At 58.2% G+C, this 20,113-nt stretch carries 12 protein-coding genes and 4 pseudogenes; 8 read left to right on the top strand and 8 right to left on the bottom strand.

The features are described 5' to 3' along the window. From EAV90_RS14150 to EAV90_RS14130, 5 genes and pseudogenes are all read left to right on the top strand, one after another. Window positions 1-262 (top strand): annotated as a pseudogene (locus EAV90_RS14150) (IS701 family transposase); the annotation flags it as partial. A gap of 319 nt (window positions 263-581) precedes the next feature. Further along, window positions 582-1,424: an electron transfer flavoprotein subunit beta/FixA family protein gene (locus EAV90_RS14145; RefSeq protein WP_129143675.1), complete on the top strand. Its 843-nt coding sequence runs from the start codon at window positions 582-584 to the stop codon at window positions 1,422-1,424. 443 nt (window positions 1,425-1,867) lie between these two features. Further along, complete coding sequence (locus EAV90_RS40120; protein WP_245509509.1) at window positions 1,868-3,298, top strand: GFA family protein; 1,431 nt, start codon at window positions 1,868-1,870, stop codon at window positions 3,296-3,298. A gap of 6 nt (window positions 3,299-3,304) precedes the next feature. Beyond that, window positions 3,305-3,982 carry a 2OG-Fe(II) oxygenase gene (locus EAV90_RS14135; protein WP_129143674.1) on the top strand — a complete coding sequence of 226 codons (678 nt, stop codon included), beginning with the start codon at window positions 3,305-3,307 and terminating at the stop codon, window positions 3,980-3,982. A 302-nt stretch (window positions 3,983-4,284) separates the two neighbouring features. Next, window positions 4,285-5,477: pseudogene (locus EAV90_RS14130) on the top strand (IS256 family transposase). Window positions 5,478-6,133: 656 nt separating this feature from the next. Here EAV90_RS14130 and EAV90_RS14125 read toward each other — a convergent pair. The 6 genes and pseudogenes from EAV90_RS14125 to EAV90_RS14090 all read right to left on the bottom strand — a co-directional run bounded on the left by EAV90_RS14125 (window position 6,134) and on the right by EAV90_RS14090 (window position 13,323). Beyond that, window positions 6,134-7,450 carry a preATP grasp domain-containing protein gene (locus EAV90_RS14125; protein ID WP_129143673.1) on the bottom strand — a complete coding sequence of 439 codons (1,317 nt, stop codon included), beginning with the start codon at window positions 7,448-7,450 and terminating at the stop codon, window positions 6,134-6,136. Between the two features lie 507 nt (window positions 7,451-7,957). Next, window positions 7,958-8,221, bottom strand: coding sequence for a hypothetical protein (locus EAV90_RS14120; protein ID WP_129143672.1), 264 nt, complete (start codon window positions 8,219-8,221; stop codon window positions 7,958-7,960). A gap of 224 nt (window positions 8,222-8,445) precedes the next feature. Beyond that, window positions 8,446-8,728: pseudogene (locus tag EAV90_RS14115) on the bottom strand (M20 family peptidase); the annotation flags it as partial. A gap of 563 nt (window positions 8,729-9,291) precedes the next feature. Continuing rightward, a complete protein-coding gene (locus EAV90_RS14110; protein WP_122405176.1) occupies window positions 9,292-9,477 on the bottom strand; it encodes a hypothetical protein in 186 nt (61 codons plus the stop codon). 252 nt (window positions 9,478-9,729) lie between these two features. Next, window positions 9,730-10,743 (bottom strand): anthranilate phosphoribosyltransferase, encoded by a 1,014-nt coding sequence (gene trpD, locus EAV90_RS14105; RefSeq protein ID WP_129143671.1) that lies wholly within the window; start codon window positions 10,741-10,743, stop codon window positions 9,730-9,732. Window positions 10,744-13,074: 2,331 nt separating this feature from the next. Further along, the gene (locus EAV90_RS14090) at window positions 13,075-13,323 is read right to left on the bottom strand and encodes a hypothetical protein (protein WP_129143669.1); all 249 of its coding nucleotides are present in this window, start codon (window positions 13,321-13,323) and stop codon (window positions 13,075-13,077) included. Window positions 13,324-14,526: 1,203 nt separating this feature from the next. On the opposite strand from EAV90_RS14090, the gene EAV90_RS41680 reads away from it, so the two are divergent. From EAV90_RS41680 to EAV90_RS41225, 3 genes are all read left to right on the top strand, one after another. Then, window positions 14,527-14,934 carry a DUF7694 domain-containing protein gene (locus EAV90_RS41680; protein ID WP_430644727.1) on the top strand — a complete coding sequence of 136 codons (408 nt, stop codon included), beginning with the start codon at window positions 14,527-14,529 and terminating at the stop codon, window positions 14,932-14,934. A 762-nt stretch (window positions 14,935-15,696) separates the two neighbouring features. After that, window positions 15,697-16,194 carry a YopT-type cysteine protease domain-containing protein gene (locus tag EAV90_RS41230; RefSeq protein ID WP_347338799.1) on the top strand — a complete coding sequence of 166 codons (498 nt, stop codon included), beginning with the start codon at window positions 15,697-15,699 and terminating at the stop codon, window positions 16,192-16,194. Between the two features lie 7 nt (window positions 16,195-16,201). Continuing rightward, on the top strand, window positions 16,202-16,441 hold the full coding sequence (locus EAV90_RS41225) for a YopT-type cysteine protease domain-containing protein (protein ID WP_283810466.1): 240 nt from the start codon (window positions 16,202-16,204) through the stop codon (window positions 16,439-16,441). 1,186 nt (window positions 16,442-17,627) lie between these two features. Here the strand turns inward: EAV90_RS41225 and EAV90_RS40115 are convergent. Together EAV90_RS40115 and EAV90_RS14070 are read right to left on the bottom strand one after the other, a co-directional pair. Continuing rightward, window positions 17,628-18,011, bottom strand: a pseudogene (locus EAV90_RS40115) (IS66 family transposase); the annotation flags it as partial. A 292-nt stretch (window positions 18,012-18,303) separates the two neighbouring features. Further along, window positions 18,304-19,848 carry an acyl-CoA dehydrogenase family protein gene (locus EAV90_RS14070; RefSeq protein WP_164936923.1) on the bottom strand — a complete coding sequence of 515 codons (1,545 nt, stop codon included), beginning with the start codon at window positions 19,846-19,848 and terminating at the stop codon, window positions 18,304-18,306. Window positions 19,849-20,113 lie beyond the last annotated feature (265 nt).

The following is a 20,113-nucleotide window of genomic DNA, read 5'->3' as shown; positions in this document are numbered from 1 at the left end:
GGCGCATCAGCAGTTGAAGGAGGAACTTGGACTTGATCACTTCGAAGGGCGATCATGGCAAGGTCTTCATCGCCACGCCCTGATGACAATGATTGCCTACGCCTTCCTGCAACATCGTCGCCTCGCATACGCGGGGCGGAAAAAAAAGAATCTACGGGCCTCCGCCTCAGCCAACCATGCCAGCCGTACGTCACGCCATCGTCGATCTCATCCTTCGGCCGCCGTCTCAGCATTGCCCATATTGCCGAAGGCAAATCCGTGAAAAACAGCGGCGAAAACACAATCTGCCAAAGTAGTGCTAGTGAGCGGCAATGCTCATTGGACGTCAACCGGCCGGCCGGCCGCTGGTGATTGGCGGCGATAATCTGTCGCAAGCCATCCTGGCCTCACTCAGCTGGCGCGCCCTGCGGAAAGCGCTGTCGCAGTCCTGACTATGTTAGCATTCGTTCGTCGGGAAGCGGGCTAGAGGGGCGCATCACCCGGTCTAAGCCTCTGTGATGGCAAGCCGATCCCAAAAGGGCGGGCGATGGTACAACACTTGCTGTGCTCTCCGCAGCTGTCGCAGCTTTTGGAGCAACACCGTGCACAATGTCGTCTGCATCAAACAGGTTCCGGACTCGGCGCAGATCCGCGTGCACCCCGTGACCAATACAATCATGCGTCAGGGAGTGCCGACCATCATTAACCCATATGACCTCTTCGCCCTCGAGGCCGCGCTGGAGCTGCGCGATCGGTTCGGCGGCGAAATTACGGTGCTTACAATGGGACCGCCATCGGCGGAAGATTCTTTGCGAAAGGCGCTGACTTACGGCGCCGATCGCGCCGTCCTACTCACCGATCGCTGCTTTGCCGGCTCCGACACCCTGGCCACAACGTATGCACTTGCAACAGCCATCCGAAAAATCGGCAAGGAATATGGCCCGACAAACCTCATCTTCACGGGAAAGCAGACCATCGACGGCGATACGGCGCAGGTTGGGCCCGGCATCGCAAAGCGACTGGGCGTATTGCAGCTAACCTACGTTGCGAAGGTCAGATCCTTAGATCTCGCCGCCCATACAATTGAAGCGGAACGACGCTCCGAAGGTGGTGTTCAGGTGCTGCACACGAGGCTGCCGTGTCTGATCACAATGCTGGAGGGAACGAATCAGATTCGGCGCGGCGCGATGCCGGATGCCTTGCGTGCCGCGCGTGCCCAAATCGTTAAATGGAGCGCAAACGATGCCGGTATCGAAGACGTCTCCAAATGCGGCCTCAAGGGATCGCCGACCGTCGTCAAGCGAGTGTTCGCTCCCTCTGCGCGGGCTGAGAAGGCAGCGCTGGTCGAGGCCGGCGAGCAACCGGCGCAGGCGTTGATAGACGCAATCTTCAAGCGTCAGCCGAAGCTCGAAACCGATCTTGCTGCACTTGTCCGTGACGCTTGATCTGGAGAGCCCATTCTGGGTGGCGGCTGGCTTTTCGCGGTCTGCTGTCTGGCGGCCGTGTCAGGTTCAATACATTTGCAATGAGGAGTCGGTCGCGAGAGTTTTGTCAAAGCATTCAGACTGGGAGTGAGTGCACGAGTTGGCACGGTGATTGCTCTAAGCGTGCAAGAAGGCAGCGTAGTGGCGCTAGGGCGGTCCCCTTTTGAGAAGCGTGTGCCGGCCGGCAGCCGGCATTTCGCACAGCTTGCCCCCGAAGGCCCCACAGCCAGGTAGATGCGGATAGTCCTTGCAATGCTGTACGAAGCTCTTAGCAGTTCGATCAACTGGCAGGAGCAGCAACCGCGAGGGCCTGCGCGGCGCAATATTTCACCATGACTCTGCAAGCGAATGCTGACCGTGCCGGGAATTCGCGGCACCGGGATTTTCGTAAACCGGAATCCGTGTTGATCGCCGCCGATCAGTTGACCTACGCGTTCACTTCGATGCGCGTGAGCAGGACTGAGCATGGCACTGTCTGTTACCGCGAAGGTGGCCCCCAAGAAGTGCGCCTGGATGGTGAACGCGATCACAAGCCAATCGAAACTGACGAACTCGCGGTCGCCAATAGTCGGCCCGGATACAAAGTGGCGCCATCAACGATCGTTCTCTCCTCATTGCCAAGGGGTCAAATGACATCTCGAGAATCTCGATTTACACCCGATCAGCCTCCGCAGATATGCTGCGAGTACTTGTCTGAGCAGGCGCGAGCCCTGTTCGGCCCGCACCCGTTCGCTGCGGAGATGTCCGAGGACCAGGTCGCTAACCTGCTGCCTGAATATCTGGCGATGTCACAGGCGTTCCCGTACCTGCAGGCGGGGTCGCAACGGGATCTCATTTTCGATGCATTGAAGCACAATCGGGATATTGCGAGGGACGTTGAACTGACCAGCGTGGTCGCAAATTTCATCTGCTGGGATGAGACGGGCGGTTATGGCCAAATTCTCCAGGGCGGCAAGGCGGCGCTACCCGATATTCTCGTGACTGAGAACTTCCACTCAAACCTGTTTAGAAAAGATGCGTCGCAACTCCTCCGCAGAGCAATACGACCCAACTACAGCGCCGCGACCAAGCGGTATCTGCATTCTCTCTATGCCGGATTGTCGTCGAAAGATCCCTTAGTGCGTTGCGCCCACATGGTCGCTTTTGAGCTACATGCTGCGGACATGATCCAGTCGCTATGGACGACTGTCGTCAAAACCTTTAAGGCGCGGCCTGACGACCTGGAGTACTTCCGTAGCCATGTCGGCGGAGAAGATCCCGCGGAGAAGTATCACGGAGAAATGACAAGCCGGCTCATTGGCGAACTTGTCCCTCCTGACTGTAGCGCTCGCTTTTGGGATGAATTCCATCGGGCCTATCGGCTTAGCTTACAATGGTGCTGCGATCTGCTCCAAATTGTCTCACTTGAAGGAGATGATCACTCGGAGATCGAACACCGTGGCCGTTGTCATTGTGGTTCTGTCAAGTTCTACGTCCAAGCACCGCGAGAGCTCTCTGCAGTTCGATGCAATTGCTCAATCTGCCAAATGTCGGGATTTCTGCACTTGCTCGTACCTGGCAATAAGGTCGGAATAGAGTGCGGCGAAGAATTCCTGACGGAGTATCAGTTCAATAAGAACATCGCTCGGCACACGTTTTGCCGGGTTTGTGGCGTAAAGCCATTCTATAGGCCGCGGTCGAACCCCGCCGGGTTCAGCGTGAATATTCGATGCCTGGATAACAGGACCATCGAACGCATAACAATAAGCGAGTTCGATGGCGAGCATTGGGAGCAAGCATTTGGCTCGATGCACCGGGGCCTGGAGTCCTGCATCGAACATGAAACCCTGGAGTGAATTCGAATGGCGCGCGCAATGAATGATAAGTCTCGTCTGCTTTCAGAAGAAGCGTTGACAAAATACCGCATTGAGCTGTTGGTGAAGGGGACGGTGGTGATCGGCCCTCAGATGCTATTCACCCAAGATGAGTTGGCCAAGATCGATCAGCTGCAGACTGAGATTCCCGAAGAAGAAGTGAGGGAGGGAGATGCCGGCGACTCGCACAATGTTTTCGTCAAACGCGTGAGGGTCGACCCGCCCGGCCGCGCTCCTAGCAATGTGAGCGGTGCAGCTCCAGGGCAGATCATGGAACTGCTGGAAAGGAAAGACCGCAGCTTCGCGCTAAGAAAGATCTTGGGAGCAACGTCGGATTACGTGATTCGCCGGTGCCAAACGCATCGGATGCCTCCTGGTTCGTTTGTTGGCATTCATCTGGATGCTGCGAGCGATCCGGATTTCGAGTACGCGGTCATTGTGCAGCTGGCGAGGGACTTCGAGGGAGGTGAGTTCGTGGTATATCCAAGCGGGTACGAACACCAGGTATTCCGACCGCCATTTGGCGCCGTGCTTGTCACCACATGTAAGCTCCGGCACGAGGTGAAGCCTGTGCTGTCCGGCGAACGCCGATCGCTGGTCTACTTCTGTTCAAAACGCAGCGGCGCGAACCGCCGGATCATCGAAAACTCTACCGCTGGCGTGTGAGGTGGGGTGGCTGAGATTGCTTTTGAATGAAGTTGGTAAGGGGTGAGCTCTCAGGAGAGGGGGTAGCTTGGCCTTCTTGTGCTCAGACGATCCCTCGCAAAGGCTGCCAAAATGCCGGTCGGAAGTCATCGCAATCCTTGATGCCGGTCGTGTCCCGAGGAGTGGTGTAGCTGATTAGCAAAGCCGCTCGCGAAGCGCGCCCTCAATAGCGCCGTAGCGAGCGAGCGGCTTTGCGGGTGGTCACCGATGATTCGTCGGTAAGGTTTGGATTGCGACAGCCAACCTGATTCGAGGAACCACCGATGACCGACGACATGATGAACCTGCGCACGCTCGTAGAGAAGACCCCCGATGCAGATCTCTTGCGCGAGATGATCGGCTTTGCCGCCCACCGGCTGATGGAGCTGGAGGTCGAGGGCCTGACCGGGGCCGCGTACGGCGAGAAGAGCCAGGAACGGCAGGTCCAGCGCAACGGCTACCGCGACCGGAGCTGGGAGACCCGCGCCGGCACCGTCGAGCTGCGCATTCCCAAGCTGGCTCCTACTTCCCGGGCTTCCTCGAGCCGCGGCGGATGGCCGAGAAGGCGCTCACCGCCGTGGTGCAGGAGGCCTACGTGCAGGGCGTCTCCACCCGCTCGGTCGACGATCTGGTGCAGGCGATGGGCATGAGCGGGATCTCCAAGAGCCAGGTGTCGCGGCTGTGCGGCGAGATCGACGACAAGGTGAAGGCCTTCCTCAACCGCCCGATCGAGGGCGACTGGCCCTATCTGTGGATCGACGCGACCTACGTGAAGGTGCGCCAGAACGGGCGCATCGTCTCGGTCGCGGTGATCATCGCGGTGGGAGTCAACAGCGATGGCCGCCGCGAGGTGCTCGGCATGGATATCGGTCCGTCAGAGGCCGAGACGTTCTGGACGGCGTTCCTGCGCAAGCTGGCGCGGCGGGGCCTGCGCGGCGTCAAGCTCGTCGTCTCCGACGCCCATGAGGGCATCAAGGCGACCGTCAGCAAGGTGCTCAACGCCTCTTGGCAACGCTGCCGCGTGCACTTCATGCGCAACGCGCTGGCGCATGCCGGCAAGAGCGGCCGGCGCGTCGTCTCCGCCTTCATCGCCACCGCCTTTGCCCAGGACGACGCCGAGGCAGCACGGGCGCAATGGCGGCGCATCGCCGACCAGCTCCGCCCCAAGCTGCCGAAGCTCGCCGCCTTCCTCGACGAGGCCGAGACCGACGTGCTGGCCTATATGAGCTTCCCGGCCGCGCACCGCGCCAAGCTGCACTCGACCAATCCGCTCGAACGGGTCAACGGCGAGATCAAGCGCCGAACCGAAGTGGTTGGCATCTTCCCGAATGAGGACGCCATCACTCGCCTGATCGGTGCCATCCTGCTCGAACAGAACGACGAGTGGACGGTTCAACGCGGCCGCTACATGACACTGGAAACCATCGCCCCGTTGGGCGATGATCCCGCCGTCAGCTTCCCGGCAATCGCCAGCTGACCGATCCGGCCCATGCCGGCGAACGTGGTGACCCGCACTCAGCTACACCACGCCACGGGACACGATCCTTGATGCCTGTAAAGGCCACCACGCGTAATCCTAGCCGAGGTTGCTCAGAGTAACTGCGGCAAGCCATCGTCGCTGCGTCAAACCGGGAGGTGTGTCGGCGCGACGTGTACTCGCGCTTCGCGTAGGAAGCCCTGTATTGTCGTAAGGGTCTCCACAGCTATCAGACCTAGCAAACAGCCGAATGCTCGGCCCGGTTGGGACGGCACCTGCGCGCACTGGGTCTTTGGAACGGCCATCAGAAGAGAAGACTCTTCTGAAGCTCCTTGATCCCGCTCGGCCTTTTGCTCGACCGTCCTGCGTCAGCCGAGTCCTAAGTATTTATTTCGACAGAGAGAATGGATGGACTTTACCTCAACTAGGGGGGCTCCAGCAGTCGGGCAGCGGGAGCCCGCAAGAAAACTTGTCGGTTTCCTCGTCGGCAGATGCCGCGGCTTTCGAACAGCAGTTGCGGGAGATCGCCAATGCAGGTGGCGGCGTGCCGATGCAAGTCTCTATTCATCAAGTCGGCGCATCCTTGCCACGCGGTCGAGAGCAGGGACAAGTTCGGATTAATTGAGCGGTTGAAGATATATTCGCTGGGATCTCAATCAAACCATTCGCAGTAGCCGCTGCTCCAGGTCGCGGGCCGCCGGCCTATCGCGCGCAATCACAAGGCACTCCACCGTGCCAACCTCTGCGTCGGAGGCAAGCGGGATCACGCCCTCCTTGCGTGTGGGGTCGAACAGAAATCCGTCCTGGCTGAAACGCTCACACGCTGTTTGGAGGGATCGTGATCGAACATTTCTTACGGATAAAATAACGTTGCGACCGGAATAGTCGAAGCCCAGCAGCCGGACCGCAATGCTGTGTAACACCGAGCCGCCACCCCAGCGGCCGTTCGCTTCGTTAAACAGCAGCCGTCCGTCATCCGCGAAAATGGCGTCAATGTTGATCATTCCGCGATATCCCAGGTTTCGCGCAAGCGCCACGAATCGGTAGGCATGCGCCTGTGCAATCAACCATTGCTCGTTCCCCAGGTCGCTTGGAATCTCGAGTCCTGTCCAGATCAGAGCTCTTTCGGACCGATCGGCGCTTTTACGCAGACGTATGTTTCCACTGTTCGTGAAGACGATTGAACCATCATTCTCAATTTCATACTCGAGATAGAACAATGACTTGGCCAAGTGGTACGACTCCACGACCAGCGTCTTACAAGATGCGTTTGTCATCTCAGACCAAAGCGCGTCAGGATCAAACGAGGGCCACGGAATTCGCCGGGTATCTCTTGCCCCTGGTAGTGGATCGCTTTCGTTGCCGGTCAGGATGACGTTTCCGACTCCACCGGCTCCATTGTCCAGCTTTACAATGACGCTGCCAGTCTCGGCTCTGAGGGAAGTAACAGCTCTGGATAGTTCGTTTGGGTCTGCCGTGACGGAACCATTGGGCAGCGGAAGTGCGACGCTTGTCGCTAATTGACGGAAGTGGCTCTTGCGGTTCAACAGATCAGGCCCTCGCTGCAGAGCGAAGTCGCCGCCGGTCTGCGGTATGCCCAACATGGCCGCCAGGCGTGCGACACCTTCGGTAGAGTAACAGGGATATAATCGCCAGGTTGATTTCTGACGAATATGTCTGTTGATGCGCTCAACAACAGTCTTAGACAGAAGTGTGCCATCATCAAGGACCGGTGATTGGCGGCCACCGTCAGGTACAAGGAGACAGAGACTCGATGCGTCGAAATCGAGCGTCGCGCCAATGAAGGAGAGCAGATCCGCCGGGATGTCTACCGGGGACACTATCAGGTCACCTTGATGAGCAAACCACGCCGAACGGTATGCCGAATTGGCGGCGAGCGAGAGTTGAGCTCGCGTCAGATCGACGCCGGACATTTGAGCTGTACCGGCATTCATGATCAGGATCCGCGGCATGCGCGACCTCCGGGCATTTTGGCGCGATCAGACAGGGATCGTGATGCCAATAATGGTGAACTTGGTACGTTTTGGTGAGCACTAAGCGAAGTTTGATTTGGCGCCGTCCCGCTCCGAGAGAGGATAGGTCGATGCTTTCTCATCGACCATTGCAGCTCTGGATAATTCCGCCTGCTGATGCTGAGGATCGCGATCCGGTCTCCCTTCTGAACGCCGAGCTGATTGAAGGAGCGAGCGATCCGCTCAGTCTTTCCGTTGAGGCTGACGAAGCTGAGACTGCCCTTCGAAATGGATCGCAGGTTTGTCGGAGCATGCACACCGGTTCGGTTGATCGGCAGAGATCAAGCTCGTTATGCATGCGACTCAGGCCCGCATAGTATCCTTGCCGCGAGTTGCTTTCGCCTCAGCCCAGAATTGCTTGGCGAGGCCCCGATCACATGCTTTGCCCTTGTGCCTTAGCACATGCTTTGCCCTTGTGCCTTAGGATGACGCGGCATTTGATGGTTCTCATGGGTTGCGAACAATGGATACTGCTTGAGGGCTCGCGGCCGATTGATCACTCTCTCTGTTCTGCTGGGCGGCGGCCGTGTGCATCTGTCCGTAGTGGTACGCACACCATGAAGAGAGTTTCTTGCCGCGTCTTTGATATACAGGCTCGCCGCACATATAGGCCTCTCTGGCGTCTCCATCTTTGAAGCCGATGATGCAACGGCATTGGCCTTCAATATGATCGATTAACAGGACCTTCTTGGCCCCGTCGGGCTCTTTCAACTTGCTGCTCCATAATCCCAAGCGATATCTTCCGATGAACCGAGATAGGTGCCCTCCTCAAGAACGTACAACTTAACGTTACGTCCGATTCAAGCCCTTTTATGCAACGTCATGAACGGGACTGGGGCTCCAAACCGGGGCGCCGACCGGTCTGGTGTCCCACGCATTCAGCGCTGCGATTTGCGTCAAGAAAGTTCGTCTGCTTTTGAGATCAGGGTCGCTGATGGCAGCCGTTCGATGGATCGCATCGGATGAACCGTGTCGAGATGGCTCAACACCAAAATGCCCGGGACGGGCCTGCCCCCAAGAGGAGCGGGTGATCAAATGATTGCCGCAGCCGTCACGCCCCGCAACGCGCTCGACGTTGGCCGGTAGGTCGCGATACCCTGCTGCGACGACCCTGGCCAATTTGTTGATCTGATCTGGCCGCTCCGTCGGAGATTCGATCACGACCCAGGTGCGAATGCTCTCAAGGATCGGGGCGATCTCGAACGCGTTGCTGAACATAGCTGTCTGACGCCTTGGCATTCGATTGTCATCGCTTCCGCAAGATCATGACATGACCATTTACTCACATCAGAATCGAGCCAGAAGGTCTAGAGAGGCGCTAACGGTTGTGACTCAAGGCGTGCCGTTGATTCCGTCCTGCTGCCGGAACGATGCTACTCGCCTGTCGATCACAGGTGATCTACCAAAGCTGGTAGTTTTCGACAGGCCGCACATCGGCGCTAGCATAGACAAACAAAGCGCCGAAATCGCTGGAGCTCATGAGCCCGTTCAATACGAGCTCTAATCCTTGAAACCAGTCGCAGCCCAGGCAATTGTTCGAGTCGGATCGGCAATCGCGGCGGTAGAACTGAGAACTGCCGCCGCCACTGTTTTCACGGGGCTCCCATCAAACAGGAAGCGCCCTGAGCAACCCGGCGACGCGCCAGTGCACATGCAGCCGCGGTCGCGATCCGACTAGCCGAGGCTGGAGTCTCGCTGGACCCGTGCGGATGGGATGATGCCGATCGCGGTACGGCGCGCGCCTGCCAGATTGTCTCGGGATGTAGACGGCATCGGTGCACCTAATGCACTTTTAGGAGAATACGTCTTTTTGCATCGAGAAGATGCTCATCGAGTGTGGCGTGCAGCGCACCGCGCAGCTCCGGCGGGATCGAGCTATCTGTGTCGATCAACTCCCGAAACTTCCGAATGATGTGTTCCATCACTGCGATAGACCCGAGTGTTTCAATCCTCTGCGAGGACATCATCGATTCTCTCCTTTGGCGCGCGGCGCGCTTGATGGCGGGTCCTCACCTCGGCGGCCCGGGGTGAACAGGATTTCGTCGACAAAAAAGTGGGCTCTCGGGCCGCGTGCTCAGCGCAAATTGCTTTCGTGCGGGCGAGCATAGGCGGCGCACGCTCCTTGAAATCCGCAGAGGTGACGCGCATTCGAGGCCGCAATATTTTCGCACTCGTGATCCGCAGACTTGATCGCAATGGAACATCGGCCCGCTCGGCTGTCAGGCGTTCGAAACCGCGATCAGGCGCTTCAGTCGACTGGCTGCGGCGCCGCGATCAAGTGATTCTTGCCCAAGTGCTACGCCTTCCTGCAGTGTCGAGGCCCGCCCGGCCACGACCAACGCCGCCGCAGCGTTCAAAAGAGCGGCGTCGCGAAATCGACCTGGTATGCCATCAAGCACATTTTGCAGCGCGACGGCACTAGCCTCCGCATCCCTGCTCTCCAGCGCGTCGTTGCGGCAGCGGGCGAGCCCGGCTTCTTCGGGCGTCACTTCGAAGGTGCGGACTATACCCGCCTCGAGCGCAGCTACAGACGTTGGGCCGGTGAGGGTTATTTCCTCGAGCCCGTCCGAGCCATGAACAACCCATACCGACTCGGCACCAAGGTTCTTCAAGACGTACGCCAGAGGCTGCACCCATTCAGGAGAGAATACCCCAACGATCTGCCGCTTGAGCCCCGCCGGGTTGCACAGAGCCTCGGCCAGATTAAAGATCGTATGGGTTCCAACCGCGCTCCGGATCTGCCCGATGCGCTGCATCGCCGGATAATGCACGGAGGCAAAGATGAAGCCGATGCCGGCTTCCTTCAAGCAACGTGCGATGGCCTGAGGCTTGAGATCGACCTTCACACCGAGGCGCGCCAGCAGGTCTGCGGCGCTTGAACCCGAAAACGCAGCGCGGTTGGCATGCTTGGTCACAGGAATGCCGGCCCCGGCGACGATGAAGGAAGCACATGTCGACACGTTGGCCGAATACATAAGGGTCTCGCTCGTGCCAGCCAGACCGACGGGGTCGCATGCCGCCTCGACCCGCGGCACTCTATTCCGCATCGCCCAGGCGGCGCCGGTGACTTCTTCGACCGTCTCGCCCCGGACGCGCATCCCCATCAACAGAGCACCGATTTGCGAGGGAGTTGCGTCACCCGACATTATGCTGTCCAAGGCTGACGCGCTTTCCTCACGCGTCAGAGTGGCGCCCGTGGCAACTTTGCCGATGATCGATCTAAGCACTTCCATCGAACTTTACACGCTTCCTTGTCCAAACCTCGAGCTCTTCCGTACAGCGAGACATTGTTCAAGAGACCCAGGCACCGATTGCCTTGATGCAGTCGCCTGCCCCACGCGGCACGGCCCAATCGACGCTTGAGGCGGCAGTCGGTTGAGTGTGGGCACAGCTTGGCGAGGCTACAACCTGACGCTACGTGAGGGTCAAGCTCTCCATTTCTGGCCGCCACATCTTCACCTCGAGTTGCTGCTTTTATGGCCAGTGTCTCGCGCGGAGATCACGTAGCGACATTGCTGACTGAGGCTCGCTTGCTTGGATCTCAGGCAGGCAGTGATAGCGGAGCGATCTGGTATGTGGCTGCTACAAAGGCGGAACACGTCATCCATGCAAGCCTCTTTCTCTTCTGCGGTCGGTGTTTGATCGCCCGCGTTGACTGGCTTTGGGATTGCCACTGTCATTGCCACGACAAGGGCAATGGCGCAGTGGAGTGTGAGGCGCGAAGTGAACTGAGTTGTTTGATCTTGAGTCATGATTTACCTTCAAGGCCCGTGTGGCTGCGTTATTGTTCTTCCTGCGCGAAGCGCAACATGACCTGTCAATCGGGAAACAGGCCGGAACTGCTTAAGGACATGCCGGCAAGCTCGTTCTTCCGCCTTTCTGGTCCGTACGGTGCAGGTCATTTGTGCGGAACGACAGAAACGATATCTGCCGTAGTGGCAGAGCACCATTAAGAGTGGAGGCACTAGCGGCTGAGCTGGTCCTGCAAGTGATCATCCTGGATCTTCCGTTGATGCGGTGCATGCCCTAATGGCGCGAGGCATTGCTTGAGCGTGACATGTGCTTAGGTGCTCTGGCGCAACCTACTCGCCAGCCAACTAATGACGCCGTAGCAGCAGGGACGCCGGGTTGAAGGGCCTGCGCCAGCTATCGCACGGAGAGAGCAGGCAGAAGCGCAGGTGCACTCAAGCGACTGTTGATGATGCACTCGTCGTTTGGAGGGAACCATGGTGGCGCGCGCCAGGACGATGCTTGGTGTAATTGCGCCGGTGTTCCGCGTTAAGTGAAGACGTTCGGTGGGCGATCTGGGATCGAGCCTCCGTCTCGCGTCCGTTCCGGTGAGGTAACGGTCAGGGGACCGCCTGCCGTGCAGATCTCGAAACGCGCGACTTCGTCCAGCCGCGACAGGAATAGCTCCGACGCAGCGCGGGCAAGGATGCACCTGTAGGATCTTATCGTCCTGAGTGAGGCGCGCCAGGTGAGGCTCGATGTTTGAAGCATTCGTAGTACTCATGACGTGTTCGGGACGGTCTGGATTGTCGGACGTGTCCAGGATCGTACAATCTAACGCTACGTGCGATTCAAGTCCCTTCGTGCGTCCGATCGTCTGAGGATGTCGGGATGTGTATTCTTCGTTCGAGCTTCGGCTCAAACGCGCGCTGTGGCCCTCGAGAATAGCGGCTGTGCGCGGCGAACGTCTGCTTCGGAAACCGAGGCCGCGGGCGTCGCTGCTACGTGATTATACGGAGCGACGGTGTCGCACTTCTTTGATCTGCGAATTGCATGCTCTCGGCATGAATCCGAAAAGTAAACTCTACCAGCCCGACCACTGGCGAGGCCGTGCGGAAGCAACCCGAAAGAAGGCGGAAGCGCTCGCTGACGGAAGAGCCAAAGACAGGCTGCTTAAAATTGCCGAGGAATACGATAAGCTAGCTCGGCGTGCCCAGATGTGGAAGATGCACAAAAACGAGGACGATACGTGGCCTGAGGAAGAGCTGTAAGCGTCGCTGACGCCCCGGCCTGTTGATCGCTACTCGACCAATGGCGACCCAATGTCGCTTAGCAAGCAAGTCAGCGGCTGAGGGGTACCGCACTGCGGGTCACCCTGACGGTCCTGTGCCGCGCTCCTGATCGCGATACGTAAGGAAAGGCGGAGCAGGTCTGCTCAACGCCCGTCAGGTCGAGCTATTCAGTCAGCTTTCTCGAAAGCGAGTTCTCATATCTCGAAATGCGAAACCCTAGATATGTTCTGGTCAATGGCGCTTAGCGCGGAATCGCGGATGACGTCCGCGCGGGGACTTGTTGAGCTGTTAGAGGTCAGTGTTTGGCACTTCGTCCCGGCTGCAATGGCAATCAGTTTCGCCTACACCCGAGATATCTGCGTCACGTCTCAATTTTTCCTTTTGCGCTGTGGATGCGCATTTCCAGGTAGTCGCGCGAAGTATTCGCTGGAACCTGAGTCTGTGAAAGAGCTCGCCACGTCCGATCGATTCTGCGCATAAGGTGCGGCTGCGGCATGCGGGAGACGTCCGAAAGCCCCCGGGGGCTTCGTCCGATAGATTGCTTCACAAGAACGCTGCGACGATCCAGTAGATAGCTGCCCAAAGCAGCGCATTTATAAGGAGTGCGGCCAGCGGCCAAAGATTCCACCTCGTTTGCGCCCGCCCGGAGCGATAATCGCCGCCGTAATGCTTGATCGTTCTGTGCTTTGGTGTGCGCCAATGCGTCATTTCATCAAGTGTCGCGCTGGTCCACGGAAAAATACCGGGCTTTGCATCCCTCGTACCACTCATAAGTTCGCAGGCCTCTTTCATAAGGAGAGTATCAGAATCGTTGTCTGTTGCGCAGCGAGCATCCGGCCGATGGGATGCTCGTGTATCGTCGGTACACTTAAGGCCGCTTTCCGACACCGCAGCAATCTACATGCCACGACGGAGAAGTATCGGGACCGCTGTGATGCAAGCAATGGCGCGTCTGCCGTGCGTGGGCGACACAGAGCCGCTGCCCGAGGTCGGGTTCGCGACGTCCATGTCTGAAAGACGACACCCGCGTTAGCAGCAAACGCGTGAGCGCGTTCGCGAGCGCCATACCGTAAACAATGAGTGAGGACTTCCATCGTAGTGAAACAGGGAGAGCGGACGACCGTCGCACTAAATGAGATCGACTAATCATTGTTTCTGACCGTTAGCTTACGAGAGACGTCGATATGGCAGGCAATGCGCTGCATGTTTTCAACTCAAGAACGGTTCATGTCAGGCGCTCGCGGCTCTGGTACAGGCCTGTTCGACTTTACCTCGTACAATTCAAGCCGAGTTCATATAGATGGCGCATTGGCAGTATTCGGACTCGAGGAGAAAACGCGGATAGTCAAATGCTACAGTCTTAGCGAGCATTGATACGGCCTCGAAGCACCAACTGATGCCAGCACTGGTTTTGCGAATGGTCATCGAATGTGGATGTCGAGCGCAACTACAGGGGCGCGCCATGATTAGGACCAATTCATTGAAGAGGGGGTGGCGGCCAAGAGCCGCCAAGTTCTCTTGTTCAGGCAGGTCGCCGTCGAACATGAACGGGCGCTAACGCTTGCATGAAGCGCGAGAGAGCGGTGGCGGACATTATTGTTGCTGATGCGCGCTCTGTTCGGCCATGTGCGGCCAATACTGGCTGGCATCGATGAGCAAGATGCTTCGCATGAGAGAAGCTTGAGGACAGAGTTGCGTTGTGAACGGGAAGGTGCAATCGGCGGACTGAGTTGCCATCGCGCGCATCGTGCTGCCGCTCATACTCGAGCAATCAGTGGCCCTTGAGAGCGTTCGTCGCCCGCAGTGAAAGCGTTAAACGAGCATAACAGGAGAACGAGTGATGATGGACATCTGCGGCTTTCTCAGATGGTGCACTGAAGAGTGGTCTAGGAGCGCTGGGCCGAGGATCGAGCTGATTGACGAGTTGCGAGACAACGTCGTCCGCGTCGAGCTCAAGGCCATCCGAGAGGCAAAGGAGCGGGCGTGCGCGCGCAAATGATAGAGAAGCTGGAGGCCGGCCGCGTGCAACACGGCCGATTCGGTACCGCTCCGGGATCGGGACCTTGCGGCGTATTCCTTGTGCAGGGGCCTTGCGGGTGTGAACTAAAGATAAGTGGATTCGTCCGTCCCGGCTGGGAGCATGTTGCCGTCTCGACGCCGCGACGCTGTCCGAACTGGGAAGAGATGTGCTTTGTCAAAGACCTGTTCTGGGATGAGGAGGAGTGCGTCATGCAACTGCATCCGCCACAATCTCAGTACGTGAATAACAGCCGATATTGTCTTCACCTTTGGAGACCCACTCATCGGGAGATCCCGACGCCGCCGTCAAGGTTTGTAGGCATTGTTGGACTAGGGCCCTCAGACGCGGCAATGCTGTTCGCGCGGATGAGCGCGACAGCATGATGAGGTGAGTTGGTAATATCCGAGCGGAAGGTGACGCCGAGCGGCTGCAGAAGCACCGAGTCGGCGCGCCGATCTGAGGCGTCATAAGCCGGTATAGGTCAAGATCAATCGCGTGTTTGCCGTGCGGGCGGGCTGAGCCTGAAAGTTTCTGCTGTCACATTGGGCAGCTAACAGTGCACTGATCCGGGTAAGAATTGCGGAGCCGTGCTGAATGGGGTCCGGCAGCAACATTCCATCGAGCCGGCGACCGGACACAACGCAGTCACTGGCCGTTCCGACGACGCCAATTGCGCAACTCTTTGGAGCGAAAAAGTATGTGCCGATCGGCGGCATAACGCGGTAATGTGAGATCGAGGCCAACGGGACGGTCGAATTCAGTTTGACGAACGCGCTTTCCAGGGGCGCCACGACCCTGTACTGCGTCCGGAATTGCAAAGGGTCGGCCTGCCGTCGCTGAGCGACAGACATGAGCTCGTCGGCCACCACCCCGCACCCGGAGCGAGGATCGTGAGCTGTGGCGGTGGAGACACCAAGTGGGCGCGGGGGGCGGTAGCTTCGGCACTTATCTGGTTGTCAGCTCGTCGTCAGCTTGCCGCGAATATCATCCGCAGGCGGGGCGTAAGCAGCCCGCGCTCGCTCTGAAGAAACGTACGCTGAAGCAGGCGAACCGGCATCTATAATCGAGTTAGTGGGCAACCCACACGCCCTAATCAAGCTGACGAACAGAGTCCGTCGGCGGACAGTTGCGAATTTGCGCAAACTATGACGGATCTGGCTCAACGGCAGAGTGCGCCATCTGGGGATTTGTCCGATAAAATGGGGCTCTGCTGCAGCAAGCCACATGCCTCGGAGGCAATCATTTATAGTCCAAGCACCTCGGATCCCAGCATATCCTCTCTGTCCTCCAGCTCAAGTCCATCCTCTCCAGTGAGGTCTACGCACCCTCTGTTCGAATACAGGACGGCCGAATTGCCCGAGGCCAATGTCGATGGAATCTGCGTTGGATTGGCAGCGGAGTGGCTCCTCAATCTTCCAAGCAGCCCTTCATCCCGGATGAGGGCGCTACGCCCGGGGACTCAAAATCACAGCTCAGCGGCAATGCGTCAGCAGCGATATGAAGAGCTCAAGACCCTGTTGCAAAGCGATAGAGCGGAAGAGTCTCACAACCTTGAGGCAAAAAGCGTGATGTTACGCGAAGCCGGCCTAGAGCCGTCCGCCGAACAGACGCGACATAGGTTTGGGTACATCTTCGCGCATTGACCAGATCGTGAATGAAATCACCGACGATCCATCGGTCTATTTGGTCAGCTTGCGTTTCCGCGCAGGTGGTGCCCACACAATCGCAACGTCGACATCGAATGGAATGACGACGCTCTTTGATCCAAACTATGGAGAATTTACCGTTCGGTCAGGTCAGATGGGTGAGTTGCTCAAAATTCTCGCCGACCGTTACAGGAGCCCGAACGGACATGATATATCGATTGTCGTCACACAAAGAATGACGTGAGTGTTTGGGAGGTTGCAACAGACGTGTCGAGCCCCACGGATCGAATCCTTTCGCGATCGATGCCGGACAGCCGCATCGGGTCCGAAAGTGCAATCGCGGCAGGCAACACGGATTGTGGCCCCCCTGAACGTGCACCCGACGTGCTTGCTAGCGGAGCTCAACGCAGCCTTCGTTGCAGGAGTACGCTCGACAGAAGCTCTCTGAGAGTAGTGCAGCGAGACGAGAATAATCAAAGAGAGGTGGGCCGGTTCACTCAGGTTGATGAGCGCATGCCCTCGCGCGTCAGAGCCTGAAGGGGCTGCGCGTGCATTCAAGCAGGTCCGTTGGCCGGTTAGACCTTGTCTGAAAGCTGGCTCAGCTCCTGGTGTGCGTTTCGAGGCCTTGCTCGCTCAAGGCGAAGGGCGAGCATCACGCATCCACCACAGCCGGCACAAGCTGTATTTTCGTCTGCTTCGGAATCGTCGCCGACCACTTCTCTAGTGACCTCGCCGCCAAACAGCTGCTGTCGAGGATGATGCGTGTCGCCGCACCAGCTCACGACCGAGTCAACGCTCGTCACGAGCTCCGCAACGGTAAGGCCGTTGTCCTCGCCGCAGCGCTTCCGCTGCCGTCTGGCTCTGGTGACGTCGAAAACGGAACCGACCCAGTGATAAGCCTATGTGGGTCAGATCTGATCTCAGTCTCACACTGGAAGCAGCGCGGGCGCGACTCGGCGCTGGTCAGGTTGGACAGACGCTATTTCTGCCACGCCCGCACTGGTTGAAGTTAGCAGAAACGTGATTCGGCGCTCAAGGCCCCACGCATACACGGGGCAAGCGCTGTCCCTACCACGGGCCGCTAACTTCAACGTCACTGTACACGGGTTAGCTTTCCGAAAGCTGACGAACCCGATGCGTTAAACGAAAGCGGTTGGTGTGGGTCGATACATCCTATCTGGAACCCCACCCATCGGTCCTATGGTCAAGCATAGATATAAGCCGATCTCTTCAAAGAGGTCGTGAATTTGTGCCGATCCCCTCATAGCCCAAATGTTGCGATCCCCCTCTAAGGAGGTCGCCGACCGAGCATTAGGGTGGGTTCGCCATGATACAGCCGACTTCCTGTTCCTGCCGGTAAGCGATGCCAGGGATACGGAAAGATATCGGCGCGGCAGTCACTGGTCGCTGCTGTTGGTTGATCGCTGCGATCGGACGGTCGTGATCATCGTCAGCATAATGGCGGCACGGTCGGCGCCACGCCGGCTAGCAGCGAAGGTCAAGCTGCGCCTTCCCAAGGCAATGCCTCTCAAGGCGAGCTCAGCGCAATTGTCGGTCAAGCAGATCCTGCCATCCTTCGAGGAAGCGGCCGAACTTGTCCCAGCGCCTGAGCATGCAAATTAGGCTTTGGGACCTCGGAGGAGCGGGAGAGGGTTTCGCGTTGGCGCAACAACCAGGCGTGCATGTCCTCGAGAAGCGGCTTGCTTTTCCTGGCGCACGGCGCGCCGCTCGTCAGCGTCCCAGCCATTGATGGTGCGTTCGATCTCGAACAACGCATGGAGGTGTCTGACCGCTCCAGCGCAAATCGGAGAGACCGTTTGCTCTGCACCAAGTGGTCGACCGAGCGGATCGAGACGGCAGCGGCTAGCGCCTTCTCGGCCATGCGCAGGCGCTCCAGGAAACCCGGAAAATAGGTGGGTTTGCGGATGCTCTGGATCGGCTCTGCGAGAGAGCGTGCGCCGCCCTTTCGTTGGGCCACCTGCAAGTGTCGCAAGTTCAAGCACGGTTATCGAGTGGCTCGATGGTCTTGGTCCTAAGCCAGACCGTCACACGGCTGCGTCGCGCGCGGGACCACTAGGTAGAAAGACGTCCGGCATCCGGTAGATCTCAGACGTACTGCACCAGTCTAAGATAATCGTCTGTGAGGACAGGTGAGCGAATAGAACAAGCCGCGTCTTCAAGGAAGGTGGTCAGAGTCCGACTAGCCCGAGTCCGGACTTCGACAGATTGCCGTGCCGGCGCGCGAGCACGGAGAGTTGCTAGCTCGGAACTGACCAGGTCAGCCGCTGCTGGGGCGCAATCTGTGGCAGAGAAGCAACCAGCAGACATGACAGCTTGTGCCAGTCCCAATGTGGTGAGCCAACCCGCATAGATCAGCACGGCACCGTCTGTCTCATTGAGCCCAGAGAGCTCCTCAATTGCTGCAGCATGAACTGATGCCGCTCCAACAGACCGAAAGAGATCGGCTATTTCGTCACGGGTGGCTTTAGAGAGTAGGCACCGGCCGAGATGTGATAGGAGCGCCTCAGTCGGACCTTCGAAGATGCGAAGGATGCGAGCGTCTCGATAGATTTTGGCTAAAGGCGCTCCCTCATCGTAACCACGGCCACCTAACAGCTGGACGCATTGATCAGCGACAAGGCCGCACCACTCCGAGGATAAAACCTTCGTTGCCGACGCAAGGTGGACGTTTGGCGCGCCCTGTGCCGACACAAGTCGGCAGGATGCGGCCAGCATCGCCTTCACGACTTCCCGCCGCAGCACCATCTGCCCAAATAACTGCTCGATGTAGCTGTTCTCGATCATACGCAATTTACCGAGCCGACGATGGCTTGCATAAGAGGCTGCGACCTGGATAGCGCGCTCAAGGGCTCCAAGACCCATAGCAGCCACACCGACACGGCCTCGGTTCATACTAGATGCCGCTGCGCCCCAGCCGTCTTGATCGCGAGAGAGCACGTAAGAACGCGGCACCTCGACATCTTGGAACTCCAGGGTATTCTGAATGATGCCACGTAGACCGAGTGTGCGATGCTCGTGCGTGACCTTGAGGCCTGGAGCTTGCCTGTCAACGAGTACACCAACGAGCCGACCTTTCGCATCGGCTCCAGACGCGCGCGCAAAGCAAACGATCCAGCGAGCCCAGTCAGCGAGACCGATCCAGATCTTGCGACCAGAGATACGAACTTTATCTTCGCGCATGAGAGCCGAAGCCTCTATATGCCTCGGGGCCGAACCGGCTCCAGGCTCGGTCAAAGCAAAAGCGCAGAGATCGCCGCGTGTTGCACCCCAAATGATTTGCTTTTGTTCGGGAATGTGCGGTGCCGCTTGGATGCAGGGCAAGGCGAGGAAGTTATGGATGACGAGGGTAGAGGCAGCGGAGACATCAAAGGATGCAGTAGCGGAGATCAGGTTGATAGCCTCCTGCAAGGGAAGAGCTAATCCGCCGTGCTCTCCTGGCGTGGTGAGCCCGAACAGTCCATGCCTTGCCAATATGCTATGTAGGGTCGGAGGGAATGCTCGACGGTCATCCGCGTCTGCGAAATTCAGCTGACTGAGGTCAGCGATCAAACTGGAGTGTAGTGCAGCTGCACGGCCTTCGGCGGTGCGTTCCTGCGCCTCCGTGAATTGGGCGTAAACCTGAGTATACATGGCCATAAGGCCAACAATGAACCCGGTCGCGCTTCGTGCCAATTCATCCCCGTGGCTAGCTCGGTTACACATTGGTATAGTGTGGATGCCAGATCCTATGAGCACGTTCTCCGGGACTTGGATTTATTGCGGCCGCTGCGCGGGCGAATGTTCTTGCGCTCACATCTGCAAGCGGATCGCTCGCATTGTGTTGACGGCCGACATTGATCTCTCGCGACGGGCACCCGGGGGGAGTTCGACCGGTGATGTTGGGCACGGAAGAAAC

Source organism: Bradyrhizobium vignae (genome assembly GCF_004114425.1).
Lineage (GTDB): Bacteria > Pseudomonadota > Alphaproteobacteria > Rhizobiales > Xanthobacteraceae > Bradyrhizobium > Bradyrhizobium vignae.
Note: the sequence above shows the minus strand (reverse complement) of the source record. Positions and strands in the feature narration are given on the sequence as shown.

Coding starts and splice junctions, on each gene's coding strand:
- EAV90_RS14110 (WP_122405176.1), bottom strand. CDS start 9,477: ATGATGTCCTCGCAGAGGATTGAAACACTCGGGTCTATCGCAGTGATG.
- EAV90_RS14090 (WP_129143669.1), bottom strand. CDS start 13,323: ATGAAAGAGGCCTGCGAACTTATGAGTGGTACGAGGGATGCAAAGCCC.
- EAV90_RS41230 (WP_347338799.1), top strand. CDS start 15,697: ATGACGGATCTGGCTCAACGGCAGAGTGCGCCATCTGGGGATTTGTCC.
- trpD (WP_129143671.1), bottom strand. CDS start 10,743: ATGGAAGTGCTTAGATCGATCATCGGCAAAGTTGCCACGGGCGCCACT.
- EAV90_RS14125 (WP_129143673.1), bottom strand. CDS start 7,450: ATGCCGCGGATCCTGATCATGAATGCCGGTACAGCTCAAATGTCCGGC.
- EAV90_RS14070 (WP_164936923.1), bottom strand. CDS start 19,848: ATGTATACTCAGGTTTACGCCCAATTCACGGAGGCGCAGGAACGCACC.
- EAV90_RS14135 (WP_129143674.1), top strand. CDS start 3,305: ATGGCGCGCGCAATGAATGATAAGTCTCGTCTGCTTTCAGAAGAAGCG.
- EAV90_RS41680 (WP_430644727.1), top strand. CDS start 14,527: ATGATAGAGAAGCTGGAGGCCGGCCGCGTGCAACACGGCCGATTCGGT.